The 21,641-nt window shown below is 67.2% G+C and carries 18 protein-coding genes, 1 other RNA gene and 1 pseudogene; 11 read left to right on the top strand and 9 right to left on the bottom strand.

Going from position 1 to position 21,641, the window contains the following annotated elements:
* Positions 1–36: 36 nt before the first annotated feature.
* From purH to WS87_RS04100, 6 genes and pseudogenes are all read left to right on the top strand, one after another.
* Positions 37–1,602, top strand: coding sequence for a bifunctional phosphoribosylaminoimidazolecarboxamide formyltransferase/IMP cyclohydrolase (gene purH / locus WS87_RS04125; RefSeq protein ID WP_059820451.1), 1,566 nt, complete (start codon positions 37–39; stop codon positions 1,600–1,602).
* A 151-nt stretch (positions 1,603–1,753) separates the two neighbouring features.
* Positions 1,754–2,296: a crossover junction endodeoxyribonuclease RuvC gene (gene ruvC / locus WS87_RS04120; RefSeq protein WP_059465409.1), complete on the top strand. Its 543-nt coding sequence runs from the start codon at positions 1,754–1,756 to the stop codon at positions 2,294–2,296.
* Between the two features lie 183 nt (positions 2,297–2,479).
* A complete protein-coding gene (ruvA, locus tag WS87_RS04115; RefSeq protein ID WP_059451998.1) occupies positions 2,480–3,061 on the top strand; it encodes a Holliday junction branch migration protein RuvA in 582 nt (193 codons plus the stop codon).
* Between the two features lie 108 nt (positions 3,062–3,169).
* A complete protein-coding gene (gene ruvB, locus WS87_RS04110) occupies positions 3,170–4,237 on the top strand; it encodes a Holliday junction branch migration DNA helicase RuvB (RefSeq protein WP_059465408.1) in 1,068 nt (355 codons plus the stop codon).
* Positions 4,238–4,261: 24 nt separating this feature from the next.
* The gene (locus WS87_RS04105; RefSeq protein ID WP_059820450.1) at positions 4,262–5,215 is read left to right on the top strand and encodes an oxygenase MpaB family protein; all 954 of its coding nucleotides are present in this window, start codon (positions 4,262–4,264) and stop codon (positions 5,213–5,215) included.
* A gap of 56 nt (positions 5,216–5,271) precedes the next feature.
* Positions 5,272–5,415: pseudogene (locus tag WS87_RS04100) on the top strand (ParB/Srx family N-terminal domain-containing protein); the annotation flags it as partial.
* Positions 5,416–5,474: 59 nt separating this feature from the next.
* Here the strand turns inward: WS87_RS04100 and WS87_RS04095 are convergent.
* Genes WS87_RS04095 through tyrS form a run of 3 tightly spaced genes read right to left on the bottom strand, consistent with a single transcriptional unit; the run spans position 5,475 to position 7,857 of the window.
* The gene (locus WS87_RS04095) at positions 5,475–6,137 is read right to left on the bottom strand and encodes a histidine phosphatase family protein (protein WP_059535333.1); all 663 of its coding nucleotides are present in this window, start codon (positions 6,135–6,137) and stop codon (positions 5,475–5,477) included.
* 23 nt (positions 6,138–6,160) lie between these two features.
* Positions 6,161–6,619 carry a D-aminoacyl-tRNA deacylase gene (gene dtd / locus WS87_RS04090; RefSeq protein WP_006751891.1) on the bottom strand — a complete coding sequence of 153 codons (459 nt, stop codon included), beginning with the start codon at positions 6,617–6,619 and terminating at the stop codon, positions 6,161–6,163.
* Positions 6,616–7,857: a tyrosine--tRNA ligase gene (gene tyrS / locus WS87_RS04085; protein WP_059535332.1), complete on the bottom strand. Its 1,242-nt coding sequence runs from the start codon at positions 7,855–7,857 to the stop codon at positions 6,616–6,618. Before tyrS ends, dtd begins: the two co-directional genes overlap by 4 nt.
* Before the next feature lie 142 nt (positions 7,858–7,999).
* Between tyrS and WS87_RS04080 the strand changes: the two genes are divergently transcribed.
* Positions 8,000–9,148 carry an anhydro-N-acetylmuramic acid kinase gene (locus WS87_RS04080; RefSeq protein ID WP_059820449.1) on the top strand — a complete coding sequence of 383 codons (1,149 nt, stop codon included), beginning with the start codon at positions 8,000–8,002 and terminating at the stop codon, positions 9,146–9,148.
* Between the two features lie 104 nt (positions 9,149–9,252).
* Here WS87_RS04080 and erpA read toward each other — a convergent pair whose 3' ends face one another.
* The 3 genes from erpA to rplM form a co-directional block, all read right to left on the bottom strand.
* A complete protein-coding gene (gene erpA / locus WS87_RS04075) occupies positions 9,253–9,624 on the bottom strand; it encodes an iron-sulfur cluster insertion protein ErpA (RefSeq protein WP_059451991.1) in 372 nt (123 codons plus the stop codon).
* A 207-nt stretch (positions 9,625–9,831) separates the two neighbouring features.
* On the bottom strand, positions 9,832–10,224 hold the full coding sequence (gene rpsI / locus WS87_RS04070) for a 30S ribosomal protein S9 (RefSeq protein WP_011883283.1): 393 nt from the start codon (positions 10,222–10,224) through the stop codon (positions 9,832–9,834).
* An 11-nt stretch (positions 10,225–10,235) separates the two neighbouring features.
* A complete protein-coding gene (rplM, locus tag WS87_RS04065) occupies positions 10,236–10,664 on the bottom strand; it encodes a 50S ribosomal protein L13 (protein ID WP_009687896.1) in 429 nt (142 codons plus the stop codon).
* Positions 10,665–10,976: 312 nt separating this feature from the next.
* On the opposite strand from rplM, the gene WS87_RS04060 reads away from it, so the two are divergent.
* The gene (locus WS87_RS04060; protein WP_059820448.1) at positions 10,977–11,282 is read left to right on the top strand and encodes a DUF1090 family protein; all 306 of its coding nucleotides are present in this window, start codon (positions 10,977–10,979) and stop codon (positions 11,280–11,282) included.
* Between the two features lie 449 nt (positions 11,283–11,731).
* Entirely contained in the window at positions 11,732–12,196 is a 465-nt protein-coding gene (locus tag WS87_RS04055; protein ID WP_082721941.1) for an OsmC family protein, read from the top strand.
* 70 nt (positions 12,197–12,266) lie between these two features.
* Here WS87_RS04055 and rnpB read toward each other — a convergent pair.
* The 3 genes from rnpB to pyrC form a co-directional block, all read right to left on the bottom strand.
* An RNA gene (gene rnpB, locus WS87_RS04050) (RNase P RNA component class A) lies at positions 12,267–12,678 on the bottom strand.
* Between the two features lie 12 nt (positions 12,679–12,690).
* Positions 12,691–13,569 (bottom strand): DUF3025 domain-containing protein, encoded by an 879-nt coding sequence (locus tag WS87_RS04045; protein ID WP_059820447.1) that lies wholly within the window; start codon positions 13,567–13,569, stop codon positions 12,691–12,693.
* Positions 13,566–14,630, bottom strand: coding sequence for a dihydroorotase (gene pyrC / locus WS87_RS04040; protein ID WP_059689071.1), 1,065 nt, complete (start codon positions 14,628–14,630; stop codon positions 13,566–13,568). Before pyrC ends, WS87_RS04045 begins: the two co-directional genes overlap by 4 nt.
* Positions 14,631–14,832: 202 nt before the next feature.
* Here pyrC and WS87_RS04035 point away from each other — a divergent pair, with 202 nt between their 5' ends.
* Both WS87_RS04035 and WS87_RS04030 read left to right on the top strand, forming a co-directional pair.
* Positions 14,833–15,750 (top strand): class II glutamine amidotransferase, encoded by a 918-nt coding sequence (locus tag WS87_RS04035; RefSeq protein WP_059820446.1) that lies wholly within the window; start codon positions 14,833–14,835, stop codon positions 15,748–15,750.
* A gap of 595 nt (positions 15,751–16,345) precedes the next feature.
* Positions 16,346–21,583, top strand: a complete 5,238-nt coding sequence (locus WS87_RS04030; RefSeq protein ID WP_059820445.1) for an autotransporter outer membrane beta-barrel domain-containing protein — start codon at positions 16,346–16,348, stop codon at positions 21,581–21,583.
* Positions 21,584–21,641: the final 58 nt, after the last annotated feature.

The following is a 21,641-nucleotide window of genomic DNA, read 5'->3' as shown; positions in this document are numbered from 1 at the left end:
CCCGTCCCCGTTTCCCTGGCTATTGGTGGTTCCATCATGATCAAGCAAGCGCTCATTTCCGTTTCCGACAAGACCGGCATCGTCGACTTCGCGAAGTCGCTGTCCGACCTCGGCGTCAAGCTGCTGTCGACCGGCGGCACCGCGAAACTCCTCGCCGACGCGGGCCTGCCCGTTACCGAAGTGGCCGACTACACGGGCTTTCCGGAAATGCTCGATGGGCGCGTGAAGACGCTCCACCCGAAGGTGCACGGCGGCATCCTCGCCCGCCGCGACCTGCCCGAGCACATGCAGGCGCTGGAGCAGCACGGCATCCCGACGATCGACCTGCTGGTCGTGAACCTGTATCCGTTCGTCGCGACGATCGCGAAGGACGACTGCACGCTCGCCGACGCGATCGAGAACATCGACATCGGCGGCCCGACGATGCTGCGCTCGGCCGCGAAGAATCACCGCGACGTGACGGTCGTCGTCGATCCGGCCGACTACGCGGTCGTGCTCGACGAAATGAAGGCGAACGGCAACGCGATCGGCTACGCGACCAACTTCCGTCTCGCGACCAAGGTGTTCGCGCACACGGCGCAATACGACGGCGCGATCACGAACTACCTGACGAGCCTGACCGACGAGCTGCAGCACGCATCGCGCAGCGCGTACCCGGCCACGCTGAACATGGCGTTCGACAAGGTGCAGGACCTGCGCTACGGCGAGAACCCGCACCAGAGCGCAGCGTTCTACCGCGACCTCGCGGCACCGGCCGGCGCGCTGGCGAACTACCGCCAGCTGCAGGGCAAGGAGCTGTCGTACAACAACATCGCGGATTCGGACGCGGCGTGGGAATGCGTGAAGACGTTCGACGCGCCGGCCTGCGTGATCATCAAGCATGCGAACCCGTGCGGCGTCGCGGTCGGCAACGACTCGGCCGATGCGTACGCGAAGGCATTCCAGACCGACCCGACGTCGGCATTCGGCGGCATCATCGCGTTCAACCGCGAAGTCGACGAGACGGCCGCGCAGGCGGTGGCGAAGCAGTTCGTCGAAGTGCTGATCGCGCCGTCGTTCTCGGACGCCGCGAAGCAGGTGTTCGCCGCTAAGCAGAACGTGCGCCTGCTCGAAATCGCGCTGGGCGACGGTCATAACGCGTTCGACCTGAAGCGCGTGGGCGGCGGCCTGCTCGTGCAGTCGCTCGATTCGAAGAACGTGCAGCCGAGCGAGCTGCGCGTCGTCACGAAGCGTCAACCGACCGCGAAGGAAATGGACGACCTGCTGTTCGCATGGCGCGTCGCGAAGTATGTGAAGTCGAACGCGATCGTGTTCTGCGCCAACGGCATGACGCTCGGCGTCGGCGCCGGCCAGATGAGCCGCGTCGATTCCGCGCGCATCGCGAGCATCAAGGCACAGAACGCGGGCCTTACGCTGGCCGGCTCTGCCGTCGCGTCGGATGCGTTCTTCCCGTTCCGCGACGGCCTCGACGTCGTCGTGGCGGCTGGCGCGACCTGCGTGATCCAGCCGGGCGGCTCGATGCGCGACGACGAAGTGATCGCGGCGGCCGACGAGCACGGCATCGCGATGGTCCTGACGGGCGTGCGTCACTTCCGTCACTGATCGCACGCGGCCCGCGCGGCCGCTGCATGCAAACCCGGCGGCATCACACCCGCCGGGTTTTTTATTGCGCGGCGCCGGCGCACACGACCATGCGGCCGGCACCGCACACCATTCGTTGTAGTATCGCTGCATCAGGTTTTTCTCCTCACTCATGCGAATTCTCGGCATCGACCCCGGCCTGCGCGTCACCGGCTTCGGCATCATCGACGTCAGCGGCCATCGGCTCGCCTATGTCGCGAGCGGTGTGATCCGCACGCCAACAGCCGACCTGGCCACCCGACTCGGCACGATCTTCCAGGGCGTATCGACGCTCGTGCGCGAACACGCGCCCGATCAAGCCGCGATCGAGCAGGTGTTCGTCAACGTGAACCCGCAGTCGACACTGCTGCTCGGTCAGGCGCGCGGCGCCGCGATCTGCGGGCTCGTCGCCGGCGGCTTGCCGGTGGCCGAATACACCGCGCTGCAACTGAAGCAGGCCGTCGTCGGTTACGGCCGCGCGACCAAGTCGCAGATGCAGGAGATGGTCACGCGGCTGCTCAATCTCACGGGCCAGCCCGGCAGCGACGCGGCCGATGCGCTCGGGATGGCGATCTGCCATGCGCACAGCGGTAATACGCTCGGCACGATCAGCGGCCTCGCGCCGGCGCTCGCGAAAAAGGGGCTGCGGGTGCGGCGCGGACGGCTCGTCGGCTGACGCAAACGGCACGCATGTCTACGGCGCGTCGCGCATTGCGGCTGCGACCGCCCTGCCCACCCGATCGCCTCATCGCCCTGCATCACGCACGCGTGTCGCATCGCCCCGACCTGAAGGCCAACCCATCGGCATCGCGCCGCACCTGCGCTACACTCGCGCTTTCTTCCTCGCTTCCCGCCATCCATGATCGGTCGCATCGCCGGCATCCTGCTCGAAAAGAACCCGCCCCACCTGCTCGTCGACTGCAACGGCGTCGGCTACGAGATCGACGTGCCGATGAGCACCTTCTACAACCTGCCGCAGACCGGCGAGCGCGTCGTGCTCCTCACGCAGCAGATCGTGCGCGAGGACGCGCACCTGCTGTACGGCTTCCTGACGCCGCAGGAGCGCACGACCTTCCGCGAACTGCTGAAGATCACCGGTATCGGCGCGCGCATGGCGCTGGCCGTGCTGTCCGGCATGAGCGTGCAGGAGCTCGCGCAGGCGGTGACGATGCAGGACGCCGCACGTCTCACGCGCCTGCCCGGCATCGGCAAGAAGACCGCCGAGCGCCTGCTGCTCGAGCTGAAGGGCAAGCTCGGCGCGGACCTCGGTGCGCTCGCCGGCGCCGCATCCCAGTCCGATCACGCGACCGACATCCTCAACGCGCTGCTCGCGCTCGGCTACTCGGAAAAGGAAGGCCTCGCCGCGATCAAGAACGTGCCGGCCGGCACCGGCGTGTCCGAGGGCATCAAGCTCGCGCTCAAGGCACTGTCGAAGGCGTAACACCCGCCCGAACCGGCTTTCGGAGCCAGTGTCGCGCCGCCGTGCGGCGCGCACCAGTCGGCCGTTCGGCCAGTTCGACCGCGTGACCGCGCGCGGTACAATGGCCGCATGATTGAAACCGACAAACTCGCCGCCGAGCGGATCATCGCCGCCACGCCCGCCTCGTCGCACGAGGAGGTGTTCGAACGCGCGCTGCGGCCGCGCCAGCTCGACGACTACGTCGGCCAGGAAAAGGTGCGCGGCCAGCTCGAGATCTTCATCGAGGCCGCGAAGCGCCGCTCCGAGCCGCTCGACCACGTGCTGCTGTTCGGACCGCCGGGCCTCGGCAAGACCACTCTCGCGCACATCATCGCGCGCGAGATGGGCGTGAATCTGCGCCAGACCTCGGGCCCCGTGCTCGAGCGCGCGGGCGATCTCGCCGCGCTGCTGACCAACCTCGAAGCGAACGACGTGCTGTTCATCGACGAAATCCACCGGCTGTCGCCGGTCGTCGAGGAAATCCTGTATCCGGCGCTCGAGGATTACCAGATCGACATCATGATCGGCGAAGGGCCGGCCGCGCGCAGCGTGAAGCTCGACCTGCAGCCGTTCACGCTGGTCGGCGCGACCACGCGTGCGGGGATGCTGACCAACCCGCTGCGCGATCGCTTCGGGATCGTCGCGCGCCTCGAGTTCTACGATGCCGACCAGCTGTCGCGCATCGTGCGGCGCTCGGCGTCGCTGCTGAACGCACAGATCGATCCGAACGGCGCACTGGAAATCGCGAAGCGCTCGCGCGGCACGCCGCGGATCGCGAACCGGCTGCTGCGTCGCGTGCGCGACTATGCGGAAGTGAAGGCCGACGGCCAGATCACCGCGGCCGTGGCCGACGCCGCGCTCGCGATGCTCGACGTCGATCCGGTCGGCTTCGACCTGATGGACCGCAAGCTGCTCGAGGCGATCCTGCACAAGTTCGACGGCGGCCCGGTCGGTATCGACAACCTCGCGGCGGCGATCGGCGAGGAGCGCGACACGATCGAGGACGTGCTCGAACCATACCTGATCCAGCAGGGCTTCCTGCAGCGCACGCCGCGCGGGCGCGTCGCGACACTGCTCACGTACCGCCACTTCGGGCTCTCCGCGCCCGATGCCGGCAATACCGAACGCGGAATGTGGGATACCGCCGACGGGAAGTAACCCGCCGCCCACGCCACACCTGCCATGACCACGCCGCCCAGCCCGCACCCCGCCACGCCCACGCCGGGTCCGCGCTGGGTCGAACCGATCCGCAAGCGGCTCGTGGCCGGCATCACGCACCTGACGACGGGCGGCGGCGGCCCGTCGATCGACCTGTCGTCGCCACCCGGAGACCCGGGGCTGTTCGGCCCCGACGCCATCTGCTGGCGCGTGCATGCCGATTTCACGTCGATGATGACGGGCGGCATTGCTGCGCTGCTGCTGCAGGCGCTCCATCCGCTCGCGCTCGCGGGCGTCTGGGATCACTCGTCGTTTCGCACCGACATCCTCGGCCGCTTGCGGCGCACCGCAACGTTCATCACGGGCACGACGTTCGGCAGCCGCGCGGACGCACTCGCGCTGATCGAGCGCGTAAAAACGATCCACGCGCGCGTATCGGGTACCGCGCCCGACGGCAGGCCGTACCGAGCCGACGATCCGGCGTTGCTGACCTGGGTGCATGTCGCGGAAGTATCGAGCTTCCTCGCCGCACATTTGCGCTATGTGAATCCGTCGCTGTCGGGCGAGCAGCAGGACGGCTACTACGCCGAGACGGCATTGATCGCCGAGCTGCTCGGCGCCAGGGATGTTCCCCGTTCGCGTGCGGAAGTGGCGGCCTACTTCACGCGCATGCAATCCGAACTCGAAGCAGGGCCACGCACCTTCGACGTCATGGACATCCTGCTGAATGTGCCGATCTCCACGCCCGTGCTGCGGCCGGCCGCGTCACTGATCATGCATGCGGGCATAGACCTGCTGCCGAACTGGGCGCAGCGCATGCTCAGCGTATCGACGTTCGCGCCGTTGCGACGCGCGGTGGTCCGGCCCGGTGTCAGGGCGGTCGCGCCCGTGCTGCGCTGGGCGCTCGTCAACGGCGCCTCGAAACGCGCACGCCGACGCGCAACGGCGACGACGCCCGACGGTACCCCGCCCGCCTGACGATCCGTTTCTTCGGATCATTTCAATTGCCGTGACCGTGATATTCCCGTGACCGCCGCGTCGATGCGATCGATGGCGGCAAGAAGTACCCGAAAGGAGAATTCGACAAGCTGCGCCAGCCGATTACGGCCGACAAGCCCGGCAGGATCGCGTACGCGCTCGGCTACAGGACGCGCCAGGCACTGCCGCACCAAACCTGAAATGGAGGGGGCCACCCCCGCCCGATCACGCCGGCGGCACCGGCATGACCGCATCAAAATCAAAGTACCTTGCGATACCCGTCGTCGTCGCTCGCGGTATCCAGATGCGACACGTCGGCCCATTGCACGACTTGCGCACGGCCATCGACGTAATCGACGACGTTGATGCTGGTGTTGAGCAACTGATAGCTGCGCGGTGCCGAGAGGTCGAGACCGTTTGCGAAGCGATACACGCAATCGAGCACGCCGCCGTGCGCGACGCATGCGATGCGCCCGCCCGGATGCGCGGCGACGATCGGCTCGAGCGCATGCAGCACGCGATGATAGAACTCGCGCTGCGACTCGCCACCGTCCGGCGCGAAACCCGGGTCGCGCGTCTGCCAAGCAGCGTAGGCGTCCGGAAACAGCGTCTCGATCTCGGTGCTGTCATGCCCCTGGAACACGCCGTACGCACGTTCGCGCAGCCCTTCGCGCAACCGCAGCGGCAGCCCGAGCGCATCGGCAAAGGGTTGCGCGGTCTGCTGCGCGCGCATCAGGTCGCTCGAATAGATCGCGTCGATGCGCTGCCCTTCATGCGCGTCCCGCGCGAGCCGGACGGCCAGCCGCTGCGCCTGCGCGAGCCCCGTGTCGGCCAGCGGAATGTCGATATGGCCCTGGATGCGCTTGATGCGGTTCCAGGCCGTCTCGCCATGACGAATGAAGAGAATCTGCGTGGTGGCCATCGCGGCGCGTCTCCGGGAAAGAATCAGGGCCGCACTTGCAGCCAGAACGTCACGGGGCCGTCGTTGACGAGCGACACCTGCATGTCGGCGCCGAATTCGCCCGTCTCGACGACCGGATGACGCTCGCGCGCGGCCGCGACGAAATAGTCGAACAGGCGCGCGCCTTCGTCGGGCGGCGCGGCCGGCGTGAAGCTCGGCCGCAGCCCGCTGTTGGTATCGGCCGCGAGCGTGAACTGCGACACGAGCAGCAGGCCGCCGGCGCCGCCCGCGCCGTCGATGTTCGACACCGGCAGGTTCATCTTGCCGGCCGCGTCGCTGAACACGCGATAGCCGAGCAGCTTCGCGAGCAGTTTGTCGGCGGCGGCCTCGGTGTCGCCGCGCTCCGCGCAGACGAGCGCGAGCAGTCCTGCGCCGATCTCGCCCGTCGTGCGGTCGCCGACGCGCACGTCGGCGCGCTTCACGCGCTGGATCAGCGCGATCATGCGGTCAGCGTGACGCGCGCGAAGCGGCGCTTGCCGACCTGAACGACGAACTCGCCGGCCTCGACCTTCAGGCCCTTGTCGGACACCGTCGCACCGTCGATCTTCACGCCGCCCTGCTCGATGTTGCGCAGCGCTTCGCTCGTCGACGGCACGAGGCCCGCCTGCTTCAACAGCTGGCCGATCGCGAGCGGCGCGCCCGCGAGCGTGACCGACGGGATGTCGTCCGGCACGCCGCCCTTCGCGCGATGATTGAAATCTTCGAGCGCACGCTCGGCGTCGGCCTGCGAATGGAAGCGCGCGACGATTTCCTGCGCGAGCAGCACCTTGAAGTCGCGCGGATTGCGGCCGCCTTCGGCGTCGCGCTTGAAGCCGGCGATTTCGTCGAGGCCCCGGAACGACAGCAGCTCGAAGTAACGCCACATCAGCGTGTCCGAGATGCTCATCAGCTTGCCGAACATGTCGGTCGGCTTCTCGCTGATGCCGACATAGTTGCCCTTCGACTTCGACATCTTCTCGACGCCGTCGAGGCCTTCGAGCAGCGGCATCGTCAGAATGCACTGCTGTTCCTGGCCGTATTGCTTCTGCAGTTCGCGGCCGACGAGCAGATTGAACTTCTGGTCGGTGCCGCCGAGTTCGAGGTCGGCGTTCAGCGCGACCGAGTCGTAACCCTGCATCAGCGGGTACAGGAATTCGTGGATCGAGATCGGCACGCCGCTCTGGAAGCGCTTCGTGAAATCCTCGCGCTCGAGGATTCGCGCGACCGTGTAGCGCGACGCGAGCTTGATCATCCCGTCCGCGCCGAGCGGCATCGACCATTCGCTGTTGTAGCGAATTTCGGTCTTCGCGCGGTCGAGCACGAGCGCGGCCTGTTCGAAGTAGGTCTTCGCATTCGACTCGATCTGTTCGCGCGTGAGCGGCGGACGCGTCGCATTGCGGCCCGACGGGTCGCCGATCAGCGACGTGAAATCGCCGATCAGGAAGATCACGGTGTGGCCGAGATCCTGCAGCTGACGCATCTTGTTCAAGACGACCGTATGGCCGATGTGGATGTCGGGCGCGGTCGGATCGAGGCCGAGCTTGATGCGCAGCGGCGTGCCGGTGGCCGCGCTGCGCGCGAGCTTCTGCGCGAACTCTTCCTCGATCAGCAGTTCGTCGACGCCGCGCTTCGTGACGGCGAGCGCATGGCGGACTTCGTCGGTGATCGGGAAAACAGGCTTGGAACTGGGTTCGGTGCTCATCGGTGCCAGGAAGAATGTCGCAAAGACAGGGATTTTCCCATAACTTGCGCGTGCATCGCTTAACGATGCGTCAGGTTGCGCGGATAATCGGGCGCAAGGCGCGCGGCACCGGCCCGCGCCGCTCGATCCAGGAGAACCCAACGTGCCGCAACGACATCCGCAACTCGCCCATCCGGCCGACGGCATCTACTTCGGGCTGATGTCGGGAACCAGCATGGACGGCGTCGACGGCGTCGCCGTGCGTTTCGAGACCGGCCGCGCGCCGGTCGTGCTCGCGGAAGCCTTCGTCGGCTTCGCGCAATCGCTGCGCGACGCGCTGTTCGCGCTGCAGCAGCCCGGCGACAACGAGATCGACCGCGAATCGCTCGCGGCGAACGCGCTCGTCGCGCGCTACGCGGTGTGCTGTCACGAGTTGCAGCGCACCGCCGGCCTGTCGCGCGACGAGATCCGCGCGATCGGCGTGCATGGCCAGACGGTCCGGCACCGTCCCGAGCGCGGCTACACGCGCCAGCTCAACAATCCGGCACTGCTTGCGGAGCTGGCCCACATCGACGTGATCGCCGATTTCCGCAGCCGCGACGTCGCGGCCGGCGGCCACGGTGCGCCGCTCGCGCCTGCGTTCCACGCGACGATGTTCGGCGCGCCGGGCGAGACGCGGGTCGTCTGCAACCTCGGCGGCATCAGCAACATCACGATCCTGCCCGGTGATGGCGGCGACGTGCGCGGCTTCGACTGCGGGCCCGCGAACGCGCTGCTCGACGCATGGGCGACGCGCCACCTCGGCAAGCCGTACGACGACGGCGGCAAGTTCGCCGCGCGCGGCACGGTGCACGTGCCGCTGCTCGACGCGCTGCTCGACGAGCCCTACTTCGCCGCGCTGCCGCCGAAAAGCACCGGCCGCGACCTGTTCAATCCCGCGTGGCTCGACGCGAAGCTCGCCACGTTCGCGCAGGTCGCGCCGGAACACGTGCAGGCAACGCTGACGGCGCTCACCGCCGTCTCGGTCGCCCGCGAAGTCGCGCAGCACGCGACGGATTGCAAAGCCGTATTCGTCTGCGGCGGCGGCGCCCGCAATCCGGTGCTACTCGCCGCGCTCGCGGAAGCGCTGCGCGAGGCCGGCGTGCCGGCGACGGTGGAGACGACGGCCGCGCTCGGCGTGCCGCCGCAACAGGTCGAAGCGCTCGCGTTCGCGTGGCTCGCGTATCGCTTCACCGCGCGTCAGCCCGGCAACCTCGCGAGCGTGACGGGTGCAGCGGATGCGCGCGTGCTAGGCGCGCTTTATCCGCGCTGACGAAAGGCCGAAGGAAGCGGTTCGCGCCGCGCATGGGCACAAAAAAAACGGGGCATGAAGCCCCGTTTTTCATTCCGGCGAACCCGACAGGATCCGTCGTGCGTTCAGACCGAGAACGACGAGCCGCACCCGCAGGTGGTCGTTGCGTTCGGGTTCTTGATCACGAACTGGGCGCCGTTGAGGTCGTCCTTGTAGTCGATCTCGGCGCCGACCAGGTACTGGTAGCTCATCGAGTCGATCAGGAGCTGGACGCCGTTCTTGTTCATCACGGTGTCGTCCTCGTTGACTTCCTCGTCGAACGTGAAGCCATACTGGAAGCCCGAGCAACCGCCGCCCTGCACGAATACGCGCAGCTTCAGGTCGGGATTGCCCTCTTCGTCGATCAGTTGCTTGACCTTGTCGGCCGCGGCGTCGGTGAAGACGAACGGTACCGGCATTTCGGTGGTCGTTGCTGCGGATTCGGTAACAGCGTTCATGCGAACTCTCCAAAAAGCTTTAGCCGCTATTGTAGGGCCGATCAGAAGATCGTGCTGATGTCCATGAAATCAATAGGTTCTTGTTGATTTCCGTAAAGGAAACGGCCCGCGGAGCCCCGCCGCGCGGGCATAAAAAAACCGCCAGCGTGAAAGCTGGCGGTTTTTCCGGCGGACGCCGCCCGGAAGCGGCGCGGCCATGAAGCGGAATTAACGCTTCGAGAACTGCTTTGCGCGACGTGCCTTGCGCAGACCAACCTTCTTACGCTCGACTTCACGTGCATCGCGCGTGACGAAGCCTGCGTTCGACAGCGACGGCTTCAGCGTCGCATCGTAGTCGATCAGCGCGCGGGTGATGCCGTGGCGCACCGCGCCTGCCTGACCCGTTTCGCCGCCGCCGTTCACGTTCACCTTGATGTCGAACGTCTGGCCGTGGTTCGTGAGTTCCAGCGGTTGACGCACGATCATCAGCGACGTTTCGCGCGAGAAGTAGTCAGCGATGGGCTTGCCGTTGACGATGATGTCGCCCTTGCCAGCCTTGATGAAGACACGTGCGACTGCGCTCTTGCGGCGGCCCGTACCGTAGTTCCAGTTACCGATCATGTGGGCTCCCCTTAGATCTCGAGCGCTTTCGGCTGTTGAGCCGAGTGCGGATGCGTCGCTTCAGCGTAGACCTTCAGCTTCTTGATCATCGCGTAGCCGAGCGGGCCCTTCGGCAGCATGCCCTTGACCGCCTTCTCGAGCGCGCGGCCCGGGAAGCGTTCTTGCATCTTGCCGAACGTCGTTTCATAGATACCGCCCGGGTAGCCCGAGTGACGGTAGTACTTCTTGTCCAGAGTCTTGTTGCCCGTGACCTTCAACTTGCTTGCGTTGATGATGATGATGAAATCACCAGTGTCGACGTGCGGGGTGAACTCAGGCTTGTGCTTGCCGCGCAGACGGCGTGCCACTTCGCTGGCAACACGGCCGAGAACCTTATCCGTCGCGTCAATCACGTACCATTCGCGCGTCACCTCATGGGCTTTTGCGGAAAACGTCTTCATGATCGATCCAAAAAAAATGCTTTGCCCGATGTGTTCTTCCTGCTTGTCTGTGTGCGCTTCGAGGCGCGGTGCAGGCTCTCCCTGTTCTTTTTCCGTGGGCATGAATGCGGAAAAGCCCTGAATTATAAAGGAAATACGGGAGCGCGGTCAAAAAGAATCCACGTCCCGTGCCGGCGGCGCCCGAAATGCGCCAAAATCCGGTCGTGCCCCGATATGCCAGGCGAACCGAGCGCCCTCGGAGGCACCCATCGACGCGCGGCACCTGACCTTGCCGCGCCAGACTGGCCGACAACGGAAAAACAACAAACAAGCATGATGAAACAACGACTTACGCCTCTTCTCGCGGCCGCGCTGCTGGCCGCCGCGGCGCCCGCCGTCGCCGCCCGGGCCGGCTGCGACGCCAAGCTCGACGCACTCGACGCCCGTATCGCCGACGCCCGCGGCACCCATGCCGAAGATCGCATCGCCCGCCTGCGCGCGGTACGCGAACGCGTGCGCCACTTCTGCGCGCGCGGTCATGGCCACGCGTCGGCCGCACAGGTCTCATCCCCTGCGGCCGGCTCGACCGACACGCCAACCGGCGCGGCATCGCAGGCAGCCGGACGACAGCCCACGTAAACGGAGTCAAAGACAGAGAGTCAACGACCGACATCGAAGCGCGCAAACTGCGCGTCGATGCTTGCATGGGACGAAAAAAAGCCCGAACGGCTGGTTCGGGCTTAATCCACCTTAGGAGGAGGGTGGAGGAGACATGCGGAGGTTGCCGCAGCGCGACAACCAATGAGGCTCATTATACGAATGCGCCGGCGACTTCACAAGAAAATTTGCATTGCGAAATTCACAACCATAATGTGGAATATGGGTGATTTCGTCGCCAGGTCACGTTTTCTCTTTTAAAATCAATCGATTGGAAAACAAGGATGCAACCGGAAGTCCGCCACATCTAGAGCAAAACCCCTAAAGCAGGCAGGGAAATCGGCGTTCGGCGCGCCGCCAGGCGCCGCGTGCGGCGGCGCGACGTTGCACGTCGTGCAGCGCATCAGCCGACCGTTGCACTGCGGGCTACAATGCACGATCGAATTCGAATCAGGCAACGCTGGAGTGCAAGCATGGAATGCAAAGTAAGCTGGATGGGTCAGGACGGCATGGCGTTTTCCGCTCAGACCGGAAGCGGACACCTCGTCGCGATGGACGGCGCACCGGAAGGCGGTGGCCATAATCTCGCACCGCGCCCGATGGAAATGGTGCTGGTCGGCACCGGCGGCTGCACCGCGTACGACGTCGTGCTGATCCTGAAGAAGAGCCGTCAGGAAGTCACCGGCTGCTCGGTCACGCTGAAGGCCGAACGCGCGAGCGAAGATCCGAAGGTGTTCACGAAGGTCCACTTCCACTTCACCGTCACGGGCCGCAACCTGAACCCGGCCACGGTCGAACGCGCGATCAACCTGTCGCACGACAAGTACTGCTCCGCGTCGATCATGATCGCGAAGACGGCCGAGCTCACGCATTCGTTCGACATCGTCGCGGCCTGAACGCCTAGCAGCCACGGATGAAAAAAAGGGCCGGCGCTCCTGACGGAGCGCCGGCCCTTTCGCATTCGAACGGCAAAGCAGGCCGATAAGCCGGATTCTGTGCACGCTGCACGCCGAAGCGCACGGCGCGTGGCAGCCATTCCTCTAGGCGCGCCATTGCTGACGCGCTCAAGCTTCCTACCCGCAGACGAGACGGGGGCACCGTCCTGCATCCGAAAATGCGCGCCTGCCTACTTGGAATTGCTCCGGGTGGAGGTTACCGTGCCGGCGGACGTCGCCGTCGCCGCGGTGCGCTCTTACCGCACCGTTTCACCCTTACCTGATCCCGGCTTGCGCCGGGCCATCGGCGGTTTGCTTTCTGTTGCCCTGTTCCGCGTGTCGCCACGGATGGCCGTTAGCCATCACCCTGCCCTGTGGAGTCCGGACTTTCCTCGCCCTCGCCTGCCCGAAGGCGACGAGGCCGCGACTGCCTGGCCTGCTTTGCGACGCGCATTCTAGCACTGCGCGCCGCCGCCGGCAGCGCGCGAACGGCGGCCGCTGCGGAAAACCGCCGGATCGTCGTAGAACGCGGGCACGGCATTCGCGTCACACCAGCCCGGCACGCCGAGCACCGGGAGCGGCGCGAAATCGCGGCTCGTCAGGTCACGGGTCGCAAGTTCGCCGGCGATCCGCTCATCGACGTGCGCGGCACGCTGCGCGTCGGGCCACGAGAAATAGTCGTCACTCACTTCGACGATCCACGTGTGCGCGGTGCAGGACTTGTACGGCACGACGAGCTTCTCGAGCAGCGCATGGCCGACGAGCCGCGCCTCGCAGCGCGTGCCCCACGCGTCGCGCGCCGCCACTAGCAGTTGCTGCCAGTTGAAGCCGCGCAGCGCGTCGGCGAGCGCGCGGTCGGCCGTCACGAACAGCGCGGCGTTCTCGTCGAACAGAGTGAGCGCATCGCGCAGCGTGCCGCGCACAGGACCGACGCCGCCCGCGGCGTCGATCGCCGCGGCCTGGCGTGCGTTCAGCGCGGCCTTGGTGCGCGGATACGCGAACCAGACGAGCGCATTGAAGAAGTCGTGAAGATTGTGGCGGGTCGGGACGCCGCCCGTGTCGGCGATATGCGTTTCGTATGCGATGCCTGGCGGCAGCTCCGCCTGCGGCACGAAGCGCAGCGACCGGCCTCGGCCGCTCGCCCGCGTACCGCCGCGCAGCGCGCCGTTCAACGCATCGAGCAACACGGTCTCGCCCGTGAGCGCCGCCGCCTGCAGCGTACGACCGGGCGCCGCGTAAGGCGCGAGCCACGGCGCCGACCAGTCGATCTGCGCGAATACCGCCGCCCCGCCGCCGGCCGTCAGGCCGGCCCCGCGCGGCGGCGTACCGGTCACGCGAATTTCCAGCCGATCGTTTCGCCGGCGCGCAGCGGGACGACCGGCGTATCGCCCGCGAAGACCTCGCGCGGCAGTTCCCAGGTCTCGCGGCGCAGCGTGATCGTCTCGGTGCTGCGCGGCAGCCCGTAGAAATCGGCGCCGAAGCGGCTCGCGAAATTCTCCAGCTTGTCGAGCGCGCCGGCCTGGTCGAACGCTTCCGCATACAGCTCGAGCGCGTGCAGCGCCGTGTAGCAGCCCGCGCACCCGCACGCGGTTTCCTTCGCGCCGCGCGCGTGCGGCGCGCTGTCGGTACCGAGGAAGAAGCGCGGGTTGCCCGACGTCGCCGCTTCGACGAGCGCGACGCGGTGCGTTTCGCGCTTCAGCACCGGCAGGCAGTAGTAATGCGGGCGAATCCCGCCGACGAACAGCGCGTTGCGGCTGTACAGCATGTGCTGCGGCGTGATCGTCGCGCCGAGCAGGCCCGGCGCCGCGTCGGCGTCGCGCACGTAGTCGGCCGCGTCCTTCGTCGTGATGTGCTCGAACACGACCTTCAGGCCCGGGAAATCGCGGCGCAGCGGCGTCATCACGCGGTCGATGAACACCTTCTCGCGATCGAACATGTCGATCGCCGGATCGGTCACCTCGCCGTGCACGAGCAGCGGCATGCCGGTTTCCTGCATGACCTCGAGCGTCTTCGCGCACTTCGCGAGATCGCTGACGCCGTGATCGGAGTTCGTCGTCGCGCCGGCCGGATACAGCTTCACGCCGTGCACGAAGCCGCTGTCGCGCGCGCGGCGGATTTCGTCGGGCGCCGTGTTGTCGGTCAGGTACAGCGTCATCAGCGGCTCGAACGCCATGCCCGCCGGCAGCGCGGCCAGGATTCGCTCGCGATAGGCCTGCGCCTGCGCGGTGGTCGTGACGGGCGGCTTCAGGTTCGGCATGACGATCGCGCGGGCGAACTGGCGCGCCGTGTGCGGCAGCACCGCGGCCAGCATGTCGCCGTCGCGCAGGTGCAGGTGCAGGTCGTCGGGACGGGCGAGCGTGAGCGTCGCCGGAGAGGAAGCGTTCGAGGCAGTCATAGGAGGCGTCGTGAGGAACGGGCTGGCCATCTGCGGGGCCGGAACGCACGTGCGCGGGCCGACTGACGGCAAACCGCAACACGAGGCCTTCGGCCGGCGGAATCCGCTTTTTACCGCTCAAGGCTCGGTGATATGCTAGAAGCCACATTGTACCGGGGTTCACCCGGTTGGTTACCCCGCTTCCGCCCCCGCCCCAAGTAAAATGTGCCAACTCCTAGGAATGAACTGCGCCGCGCCGACGGACGTAACATTCTCCTTCACAGGTTTCGCGGCCCGGGGCGGCCTCACCGATCACCATGCCGACGGCTGGGGGATCGCGTTCTTCGAAGATAAAGCCTGTCGGCTCTTCGTCGACCATCAGGCGTCGGCCACGTCGCCGATCGCCGAAATGGTGAAGCGCTACCCGATCAAGTCCAAGAACACGATCGCGCACATCCGCAAGGCCACGCAGGGCCACATCCTGCTCGAGAACAGCCACCCGTTCATGCGCGAGCTGTGGGGGCGGCACTGGATCTTCGCGCATAACGGCGATCTGCAGGACTACGAACCCGACCTCGACGGCAGCGTCTACCATCCGGTCGGCACGACCGACAGCGAGAAGGCGTTCTGCGTGCTGATGCAGGGGCTGCGCGAAGCGTTCCCCGGCGCGCAGCCGCCGTTGCCGGAGCTGTTCGAGCGCGTCGGCGAGCTGACGCGCGGCATCACCGATCACGGCGTGTTCAACTTCCTGATGTCGAACGGCCAGGCGCTCTTCGCGCACTGCTCGACGCGGCTGCACTACCTCGTGCGGCGCTGGCCGTTCTCGACCGCGCATCTGGTCGACGAAGACCTGTCGATCGACTTCGCGAAATATACGACGCCCGAGGATCGCGTCGCGGTGATCGCCACGCAGCCGTTGACCGACAACGAAATCTGGACCTCGTTCGAACCGGGCGAGCTGATCATGTTCCAGTGCGGCGACGTCGCCGCGCGGATGCAGATTCCGGTGCCCGAACGCGTACTCGAGAAGCTGCGCAACCCGGCGCTCGACGCATCGGCGTCCGCGCCGTGCGGCGGTGTGCGGCGCGAGGCACTGGCGGCCGGCACCGCGGACGACGCCGACGACCCGATCGACTTCTGAGCGCGCCGCGCCGTCGGGCGCCCGCTTTCCCGCCTTCCGCGTGTATACGAACGTCACGACCCGGCGATCACCGGCAGTGAAGGTCTGCGCCCGATGACGTTACACGTTTCATTCAGATCGCCATTAGATGCATGCGATCATCGACATGCAACATTCGCTTTTATTTTATTAATTTTCGAGTAAAAATAGTTCATCGGCGAAAAACAAGACAAGAGCGATCTAAAGCGGATAATCCGGAAACCATAGAATAAAGCACAAACCAAATACCGACCGTGCGCTATCCCACCGACCGAACGATTCCGGCCGGTCTATAGAAAAACCTGCCAAACCCTTCCCCACCAAGGCTTTCAGTTCGATTAACCACACAATTCAGAAATACCACCCCATACCGTTAGCATCCTCACATATCTTAATTTTTCGAAAATCGGCAACCTCCTCGATTAGTAGACTCGCTCCATCTTCGGTGTAACGCATCCTGATTGGCACTCGACGCAGCCCCGGCTGCCGCACGCCCATTCGAAATACACGTCACCGTGGAATGCGCATTCGCCGCATACGGCGAATACCAGTTCAAATAAAGAGAGAGGGGCTTGTCGTGAATCACTCATTTCGATCGATATGGAGCGAAACCGCCGGCTGCTGGGTCGCGGTTGCGGAAACGGCCCGGGCGCGCGGCAAGCGTTCGGGCAGCCAATCGGCCGCAAGCCGCCGTGCGGGCCGCACGGCCATCCGCCGCTCGCCGTTGCGCGTCGCCGCGCTCGGTGCCGCGCTGGCCGCGCTGTCGGCCGGCTCCGCGTACGCATCGACCTGCGGTAACGGTTCGGCGGTCGCAAGCGGCGGCAGTTGCGCGCTCGGCAGCGTCAGCCCGACCGTCAACGACAACCGGGCCGGCGCCACGACCGTGTCGGGCGGCGACACGGTCGGCGTGACGGGTGCATGGACGGGCGCCGCCGGCGACCCCGGCTATACGCTCACGCCGATCGGCAATACGTCTATCGTGTCGGGCAACCCGAACCAGCCGCTGCTGTCGCTCGGCGGCAAGACGCAGAGCGTCAGCACGCCCGACACGATCACGGGCACCCATACGTCGATCGCCACGTACAACTCGTCCGCGTTCGCCGCGTCGACGGCCGGCTCGACCAACGTGCCCGTCTACCATGACGTAAACGGCAACCAGTACGTGAACCTGCGGATCGGCACCGTCGACAACACCGGCGGCACGCTGAACGTGTCGATCGGCAACGCCGCGAACGCGCCCGACTCGGCCGGCAACGCGATCTCGATCGCGCCGAAGCAGACCGACCTGACCTTCGCGGACGGCACCGGTTCGGCAAAGAGCATCGTCAACTGGAATTCGCGCAACCAGGTCTGGCTCGGCACCGGCGACTATCTCGCGAGCGGCGGTGCCGTCGGCAATCTCCAGCTCGACGTCCCGGCCTACGCGGGTACCTTCACCGCATTCGACGGCAGCACATGGACCGTCACCGACGCCGCGTCGCTCGCCGCGTACAACGACTTCCTGGTGCGCTCGGTCCAGAGCGGCGCGCTCGGCTCGCAGGCCGCCTACGACACGGCGTTCGGCCAGGCCGTCACGTTCTCGAAGGAAATCTTCCAGTACGCGAACAACGTGTCCGCCGGCGACAAGAACACGCTCCCGATCGATCACCTGTCGGCAATGCACGGCACCGGCGCGAACGCGACGCTGCAGATCGGCAAGGACGGCCAGATCGACTTCCGCGGCACCAACACGATCGCGTCGAGTTCGGCCGTCCTCGCGGAAAACGGCGCGCACTTCGTCAACGACGGGCGCCTGTCGGGCGACTTCACGCTGGTGCGCCTGCTGAGCGGCGCAAGCGGCGTCAACAACGGCACGATCTCGTCCGGCTACGCGTCCGGCGACAATTTCGACACGAGCGGCAGCGCGCCGCCCGACAACTTCGGCTTCCACGCGTACACCGAGGGCAACGGCGTGTACGCGAGCGGCACGGGCACCTCGTTCGTCAACAACGGCGTGATGAACGTCGGCGCGTGGACGCTCGACGGCAACCGCCCCGACCTGCAGAACTACGCGGTGGCCGTGACGAGCGGTGCGAACGCGTCGAACGCCGGCACGATCAACGTCGGCGTCAACGCGACGACGCTCGACAGCCAGGTGATCGGCGGCCTCGCGGCCGGCGGCACCTTCACGAACGCCGCCGGCGGCACAATCTATCTCGGCCGCGCGGCCCAGTACGGACCGGGGGCAGCGGCGAACGACGTCGCGCTGTCCGCGCATTCATACGGGATCCTGCTCGGCGCATCGGGCACCGCCAGCAACCTCGGCTCGATCGTGATCGGCTCGCAGACGCAAAACGGCGCCGGGATGGCGAGCATCGAGTCGACGTCCGGCACGCTGCGCAACGCGGGCACGATCGCCGTGAATGGCGCGGCACCCGGCACGCCGTTCGCCAACGTCGGCATGCTCGCGGCCAATACGGCCGCGACCGTGACCAACACGGGCACGATCACGCTGAATGGCGTGAACGGCATTGGCATCATGGTGGTCGGCACCGGTGCGACCGCGACGGCCGCGACGTCGACCGGCACGATCAACGTGGCCGGCGGGCTCGATCCGGCGTCGGACACGCGCAACTACGGCGTGTGGGCCGAAGGGCCGCGCGCGAAGGCCACGGTCGACGGCGCGCTCAACCCGACCGGCAACGGTGCGATCGGCGTCCATGCACGCTCGGGCGCGACGATCAACGTCGACGCCAACGCCGTGCCGGCCTTCATGTCGGGCACGAACCAGACCGGCTTCTACGCATACGGCGCCGGCTCGAAGATCAATGTCGCCGCGCAGCATCTGAGCGTCGATACCGACGATTCGACGCTGTTCCGCATCGCGGGCGGCGCGGCCTACACGGGCGCGTCGGCGGCCGGCACGCTGACGACCGACGTGAACGGCCAGCGCGCGCGCGGCGTGCTCGCGACGGGCGCCGGCACGACGCTGTCCACCGGCCACGCCACCTACAACGTCAACGGCGCGAACGGCATCGCGGTCGCGGTCGAAGGCGGTGCGAATGGCACGATCGACTCGGGCGCGACCATCGACCTGAATGCGGCCGGCGCGATCGCGGGCACCGTCGACGGCCAGGCACACGCGCTCAGCGGCGCGAACGCCGGTACGCCGGTGGCGACGACGCTGACCAACAACGCGGCGGTCGCGTCGTCGACGGCCGGCGTGACCGGCTTCGTCGCGCAAAACCTCGGCACGCTCGAGAACCGCAATACGGTGCTGCTGACCGGCGCCGGCTCGACGGGGGTCGTGGCCGGCACGCTGGGCACGGTGAACAACGCATCGGCGATCCGCGTATCGAACGGCACCGGCGCGCTCGTGCAGGGCGCGTCGGCCACGCTCGCCAACGCGGGCACGATCGAGGCGGACGACGGCATCGCCGGCGTGCACCTGACGGGGTCCGGTGCGTCGGTCGCGCTGTCGGGCGCGGGCACCGTCGTCGCGAACGGCAGCGCCGACGGCGTGCTGATCGACTCGACCGTGTCGGGCGGCGGGATCGCGGCCGGCGCGACGTCGATCGCGGTGGGCGGCGCCGGCAAGGGCATCGACAACCTCGGCGCGAACACGACGATCGTGCTGTCGGGCACGCAGATCGGCACGACCGGCAACGGCGCCGACGGACTGTCGTCGACGGGCGCCGGCGCGCACATCGCGACCGACGCGGCGACCGTCGTGCGCACCGCCGGCGACGACGCGCGCGGCCTCTTCGTGACGGGCACGGATTCGACGCTCGCCGCCGACGGTACGACCGTCGCGACGACGGGTGCCGGCGCGCACGCGATCGTCGCGGGCAGCGGCGCGACCGCCCTGCTGTCGGGCGCGAAGGTGTCCACGGCGGGTACGGCGGCCGACGGCCTCGTCGCACGGAACGGCGGCCGCATCGGCGACACGGGTTCGTCGATCGCGAGCGCGGCCGGCAACGGCGCGACGGTCGATGGTGGCGGCGTGCTCGCGCTGACCGGCACGACGCTCAAGGGCGCGACGGCCGGCGTGCTGAGCACCGACACGCTCGCGACCGGCGCGACCAGCGCCGTGCTCGTCGACGGCGGCAGCGTCGCGTCCATCGCCGGGCCGGCGTTCGCCGCGCGCGGCGGCACGGTCGATATCGCGGTGCGCAACGGCACCGTCGTGACGGCCGGCAACGGCACGCTGCTGGACCTCGCGAACGGCAGCACCGCGACCTTCAACGCATCGGCCGTGAATCTCGCCGGCGACATCGTGTCGGACGCGTCGAGCACCGGCAACGTGTTCCTGACGAACGGCACGACCCTCACCGGCAAGATCGACCCGGTCGCGCTGACCGTCGACGGCACGAGCACGTGGCACATGACCGGTAGCTCCGTGCTGAGCAGCCTGAACAACGCAGGTCTGGTCGCGTTCGCCGCGCCGTCCGGCGCACCGACGGCGGCAGGCAGCTACCGGACGCTGACGACGGGCAGTTATGTCGGCAACGGCGGCACGATCGCGCTGAACACCTATCTCGGCGCCGATGCGTCGCCGACCGACCGGCTGATCGTGAACGGCGGCGCCGCGACGGGCACGACGGGGCTGAAGGTCGCGAACACGGCCGGCACCGGCGCGCAGACGACGGGCGACGGTATTCCGGTGGTCGTCACGACCAACGGCGGCACGACCTCCGCATCGGCGTTCCATCTCGCGGGCCCGGTGCAGGCGGGCGCATACGAATACCGGCTCTACCGCGGCGGCCAGAGCGATGCGAACGGCTGGTATCTGCGCTCGCAACTCGACCCGACGGACCCGGGCGATCCGGTCGGTCCGAACGTCATCAACGGCGGCGGCGGCAATCTCGCGTACCGTCCGGGCGTTGCAGGCTATGCGATGACGCCGCTGCTGAACGCCGACTACGGCTTCTCGACGCTCGGCAAGCTGCACGAGCGCGTCGGCGACATCTACAACCTCGAGAAGCAGGCGCCGGGCAACCGCGACGGCGTCTGGGGCCGCGTGGGCGGACAGAGCCTCGATGCGAACGCGGGCCGCTTCGCGGCCGACGAGCGCACGTTCTTCGCGCAGTTCGGCAAGGACTGGACGCTCGACCAGGCGCCGGCCGGCGGCAGCACGCATGCGGGCGTGACGGCGAGCATCGGCGTCGCGAACGCGAGCTTCAGCGACATGGCACGCGCCGGCACGGCAGGCCTGTCGACATCGACGGGCTCGGTCGAGATGCACGCGCAGAGCGTCGGCGGCTACTGGACGCGTTACCTGTCCGACGGCACTTACTTCGACAGCGTCGGCCAGGTCACGCACTACGGCAACCGCTATCGCGACAGCTACGGCAACGAGGCATCGCAGAACGGCTTCGGCATCGCACTGTCGCAGGAGGTCGGCAAGCCGTTCGGGATCGGCGGCACGCCGATCGCGGTCGAGCCGCAGGCGCAGCTGATGTACCAGTACCTGAAGCTGAACGGGTTCAACGACAACGTGTCGGCCGTGTCGGGCACGACGACCAGTGCGTTGCGCGGACGCGTCGGCGTGCGCATTTTCCGGCCGAACCTCGATGCGAACGCGGGCGGCGGCGCCGCGACGCCGTACTTCACGGCCGACGTGCTGCACGACTTCCTGTCGCCTGGCCAGACCGTCGTCGGCGGCACGCCGTTCGCGACGCACCTGGGCCGCACATGGTACGAGCTCGGCCTTGGCGTGACCGCGGGCTTCGGCAAGTCGGGCGAGTTGTACGCGAACGTGAAATATGCGCGCAACATCGGCGGCGATTACCGGCGCGGCGTCACCGGGCAGGTCGGTTACCGCTACAGCTGGTGACGCCCGGTGCCGGAATCGGTCCGTCGCCGCCGGCGGCCGACGGGCGACCGGCGAAAAA

Source organism: Burkholderia sp. MSMB0856 (assembly GCF_001524645.2).
GTDB classification, from domain to species: Bacteria; Pseudomonadota; Gammaproteobacteria; order Burkholderiales; family Burkholderiaceae; genus Burkholderia; species Burkholderia diffusa.
This window is presented reverse-complemented; position numbering and strand designations above follow the sequence as displayed.

Bases quoted from the DNA above. Each gene is read 5' to 3' on its own strand.
- purH (WP_059820451.1), top strand. From the start codon at position 37: ATGATCAAGCAAGCGCTCATTTCCGTTTCCGACAAGACCGGCATCGTC.
- ruvC (WP_059465409.1), top strand. From the start codon at position 1,754: ATGCGAATTCTCGGCATCGACCCCGGCCTGCGCGTCACCGGCTTCGGC.
- ruvA (WP_059451998.1), top strand. From the start codon at position 2,480: ATGATCGGTCGCATCGCCGGCATCCTGCTCGAAAAGAACCCGCCCCAC.
- ruvB (WP_059465408.1), top strand. From the start codon at position 3,170: ATGATTGAAACCGACAAACTCGCCGCCGAGCGGATCATCGCCGCCACG.
- WS87_RS04105 (WP_059820450.1), top strand. From the start codon at position 4,262: ATGACCACGCCGCCCAGCCCGCACCCCGCCACGCCCACGCCGGGTCCG.
- WS87_RS04095 (WP_059535333.1), bottom strand. From the start codon at position 6,137: ATGGCCACCACGCAGATTCTCTTCATTCGTCATGGCGAGACGGCCTGG.
- dtd (WP_006751891.1), bottom strand. From the start codon at position 6,619: ATGATCGCGCTGATCCAGCGCGTGAAGCGCGCCGACGTGCGCGTCGGC.
- tyrS (WP_059535332.1), bottom strand. From the start codon at position 7,857: ATGAGCACCGAACCCAGTTCCAAGCCTGTTTTCCCGATCACCGACGAA.
- erpA (WP_059451991.1), bottom strand. From the start codon at position 9,624: ATGAACGCTGTTACCGAATCCGCAGCAACGACCACCGAAATGCCGGTA.
- rpsI (WP_011883283.1), bottom strand. From the start codon at position 10,224: ATGATCGGTAACTGGAACTACGGTACGGGCCGCCGCAAGAGCGCAGTC.
- rplM (WP_009687896.1), bottom strand. From the start codon at position 10,664: ATGAAGACGTTTTCCGCAAAAGCCCATGAGGTGACGCGCGAATGGTAC.
- WS87_RS04060 (WP_059820448.1), top strand. From the start codon at position 10,977: ATGATGAAACAACGACTTACGCCTCTTCTCGCGGCCGCGCTGCTGGCC.
- WS87_RS04055 (WP_082721941.1), top strand. From the start codon at position 11,732: ATGCACGATCGAATTCGAATCAGGCAACGCTGGAGTGCAAGCATGGAA.
- pyrC (WP_059689071.1), bottom strand. From the start codon at position 14,630: ATGACTGCCTCGAACGCTTCCTCTCCGGCGACGCTCACGCTCGCCCGT.
- WS87_RS04035 (WP_059820446.1), top strand. From the start codon at position 14,833: ATGTGCCAACTCCTAGGAATGAACTGCGCCGCGCCGACGGACGTAACA.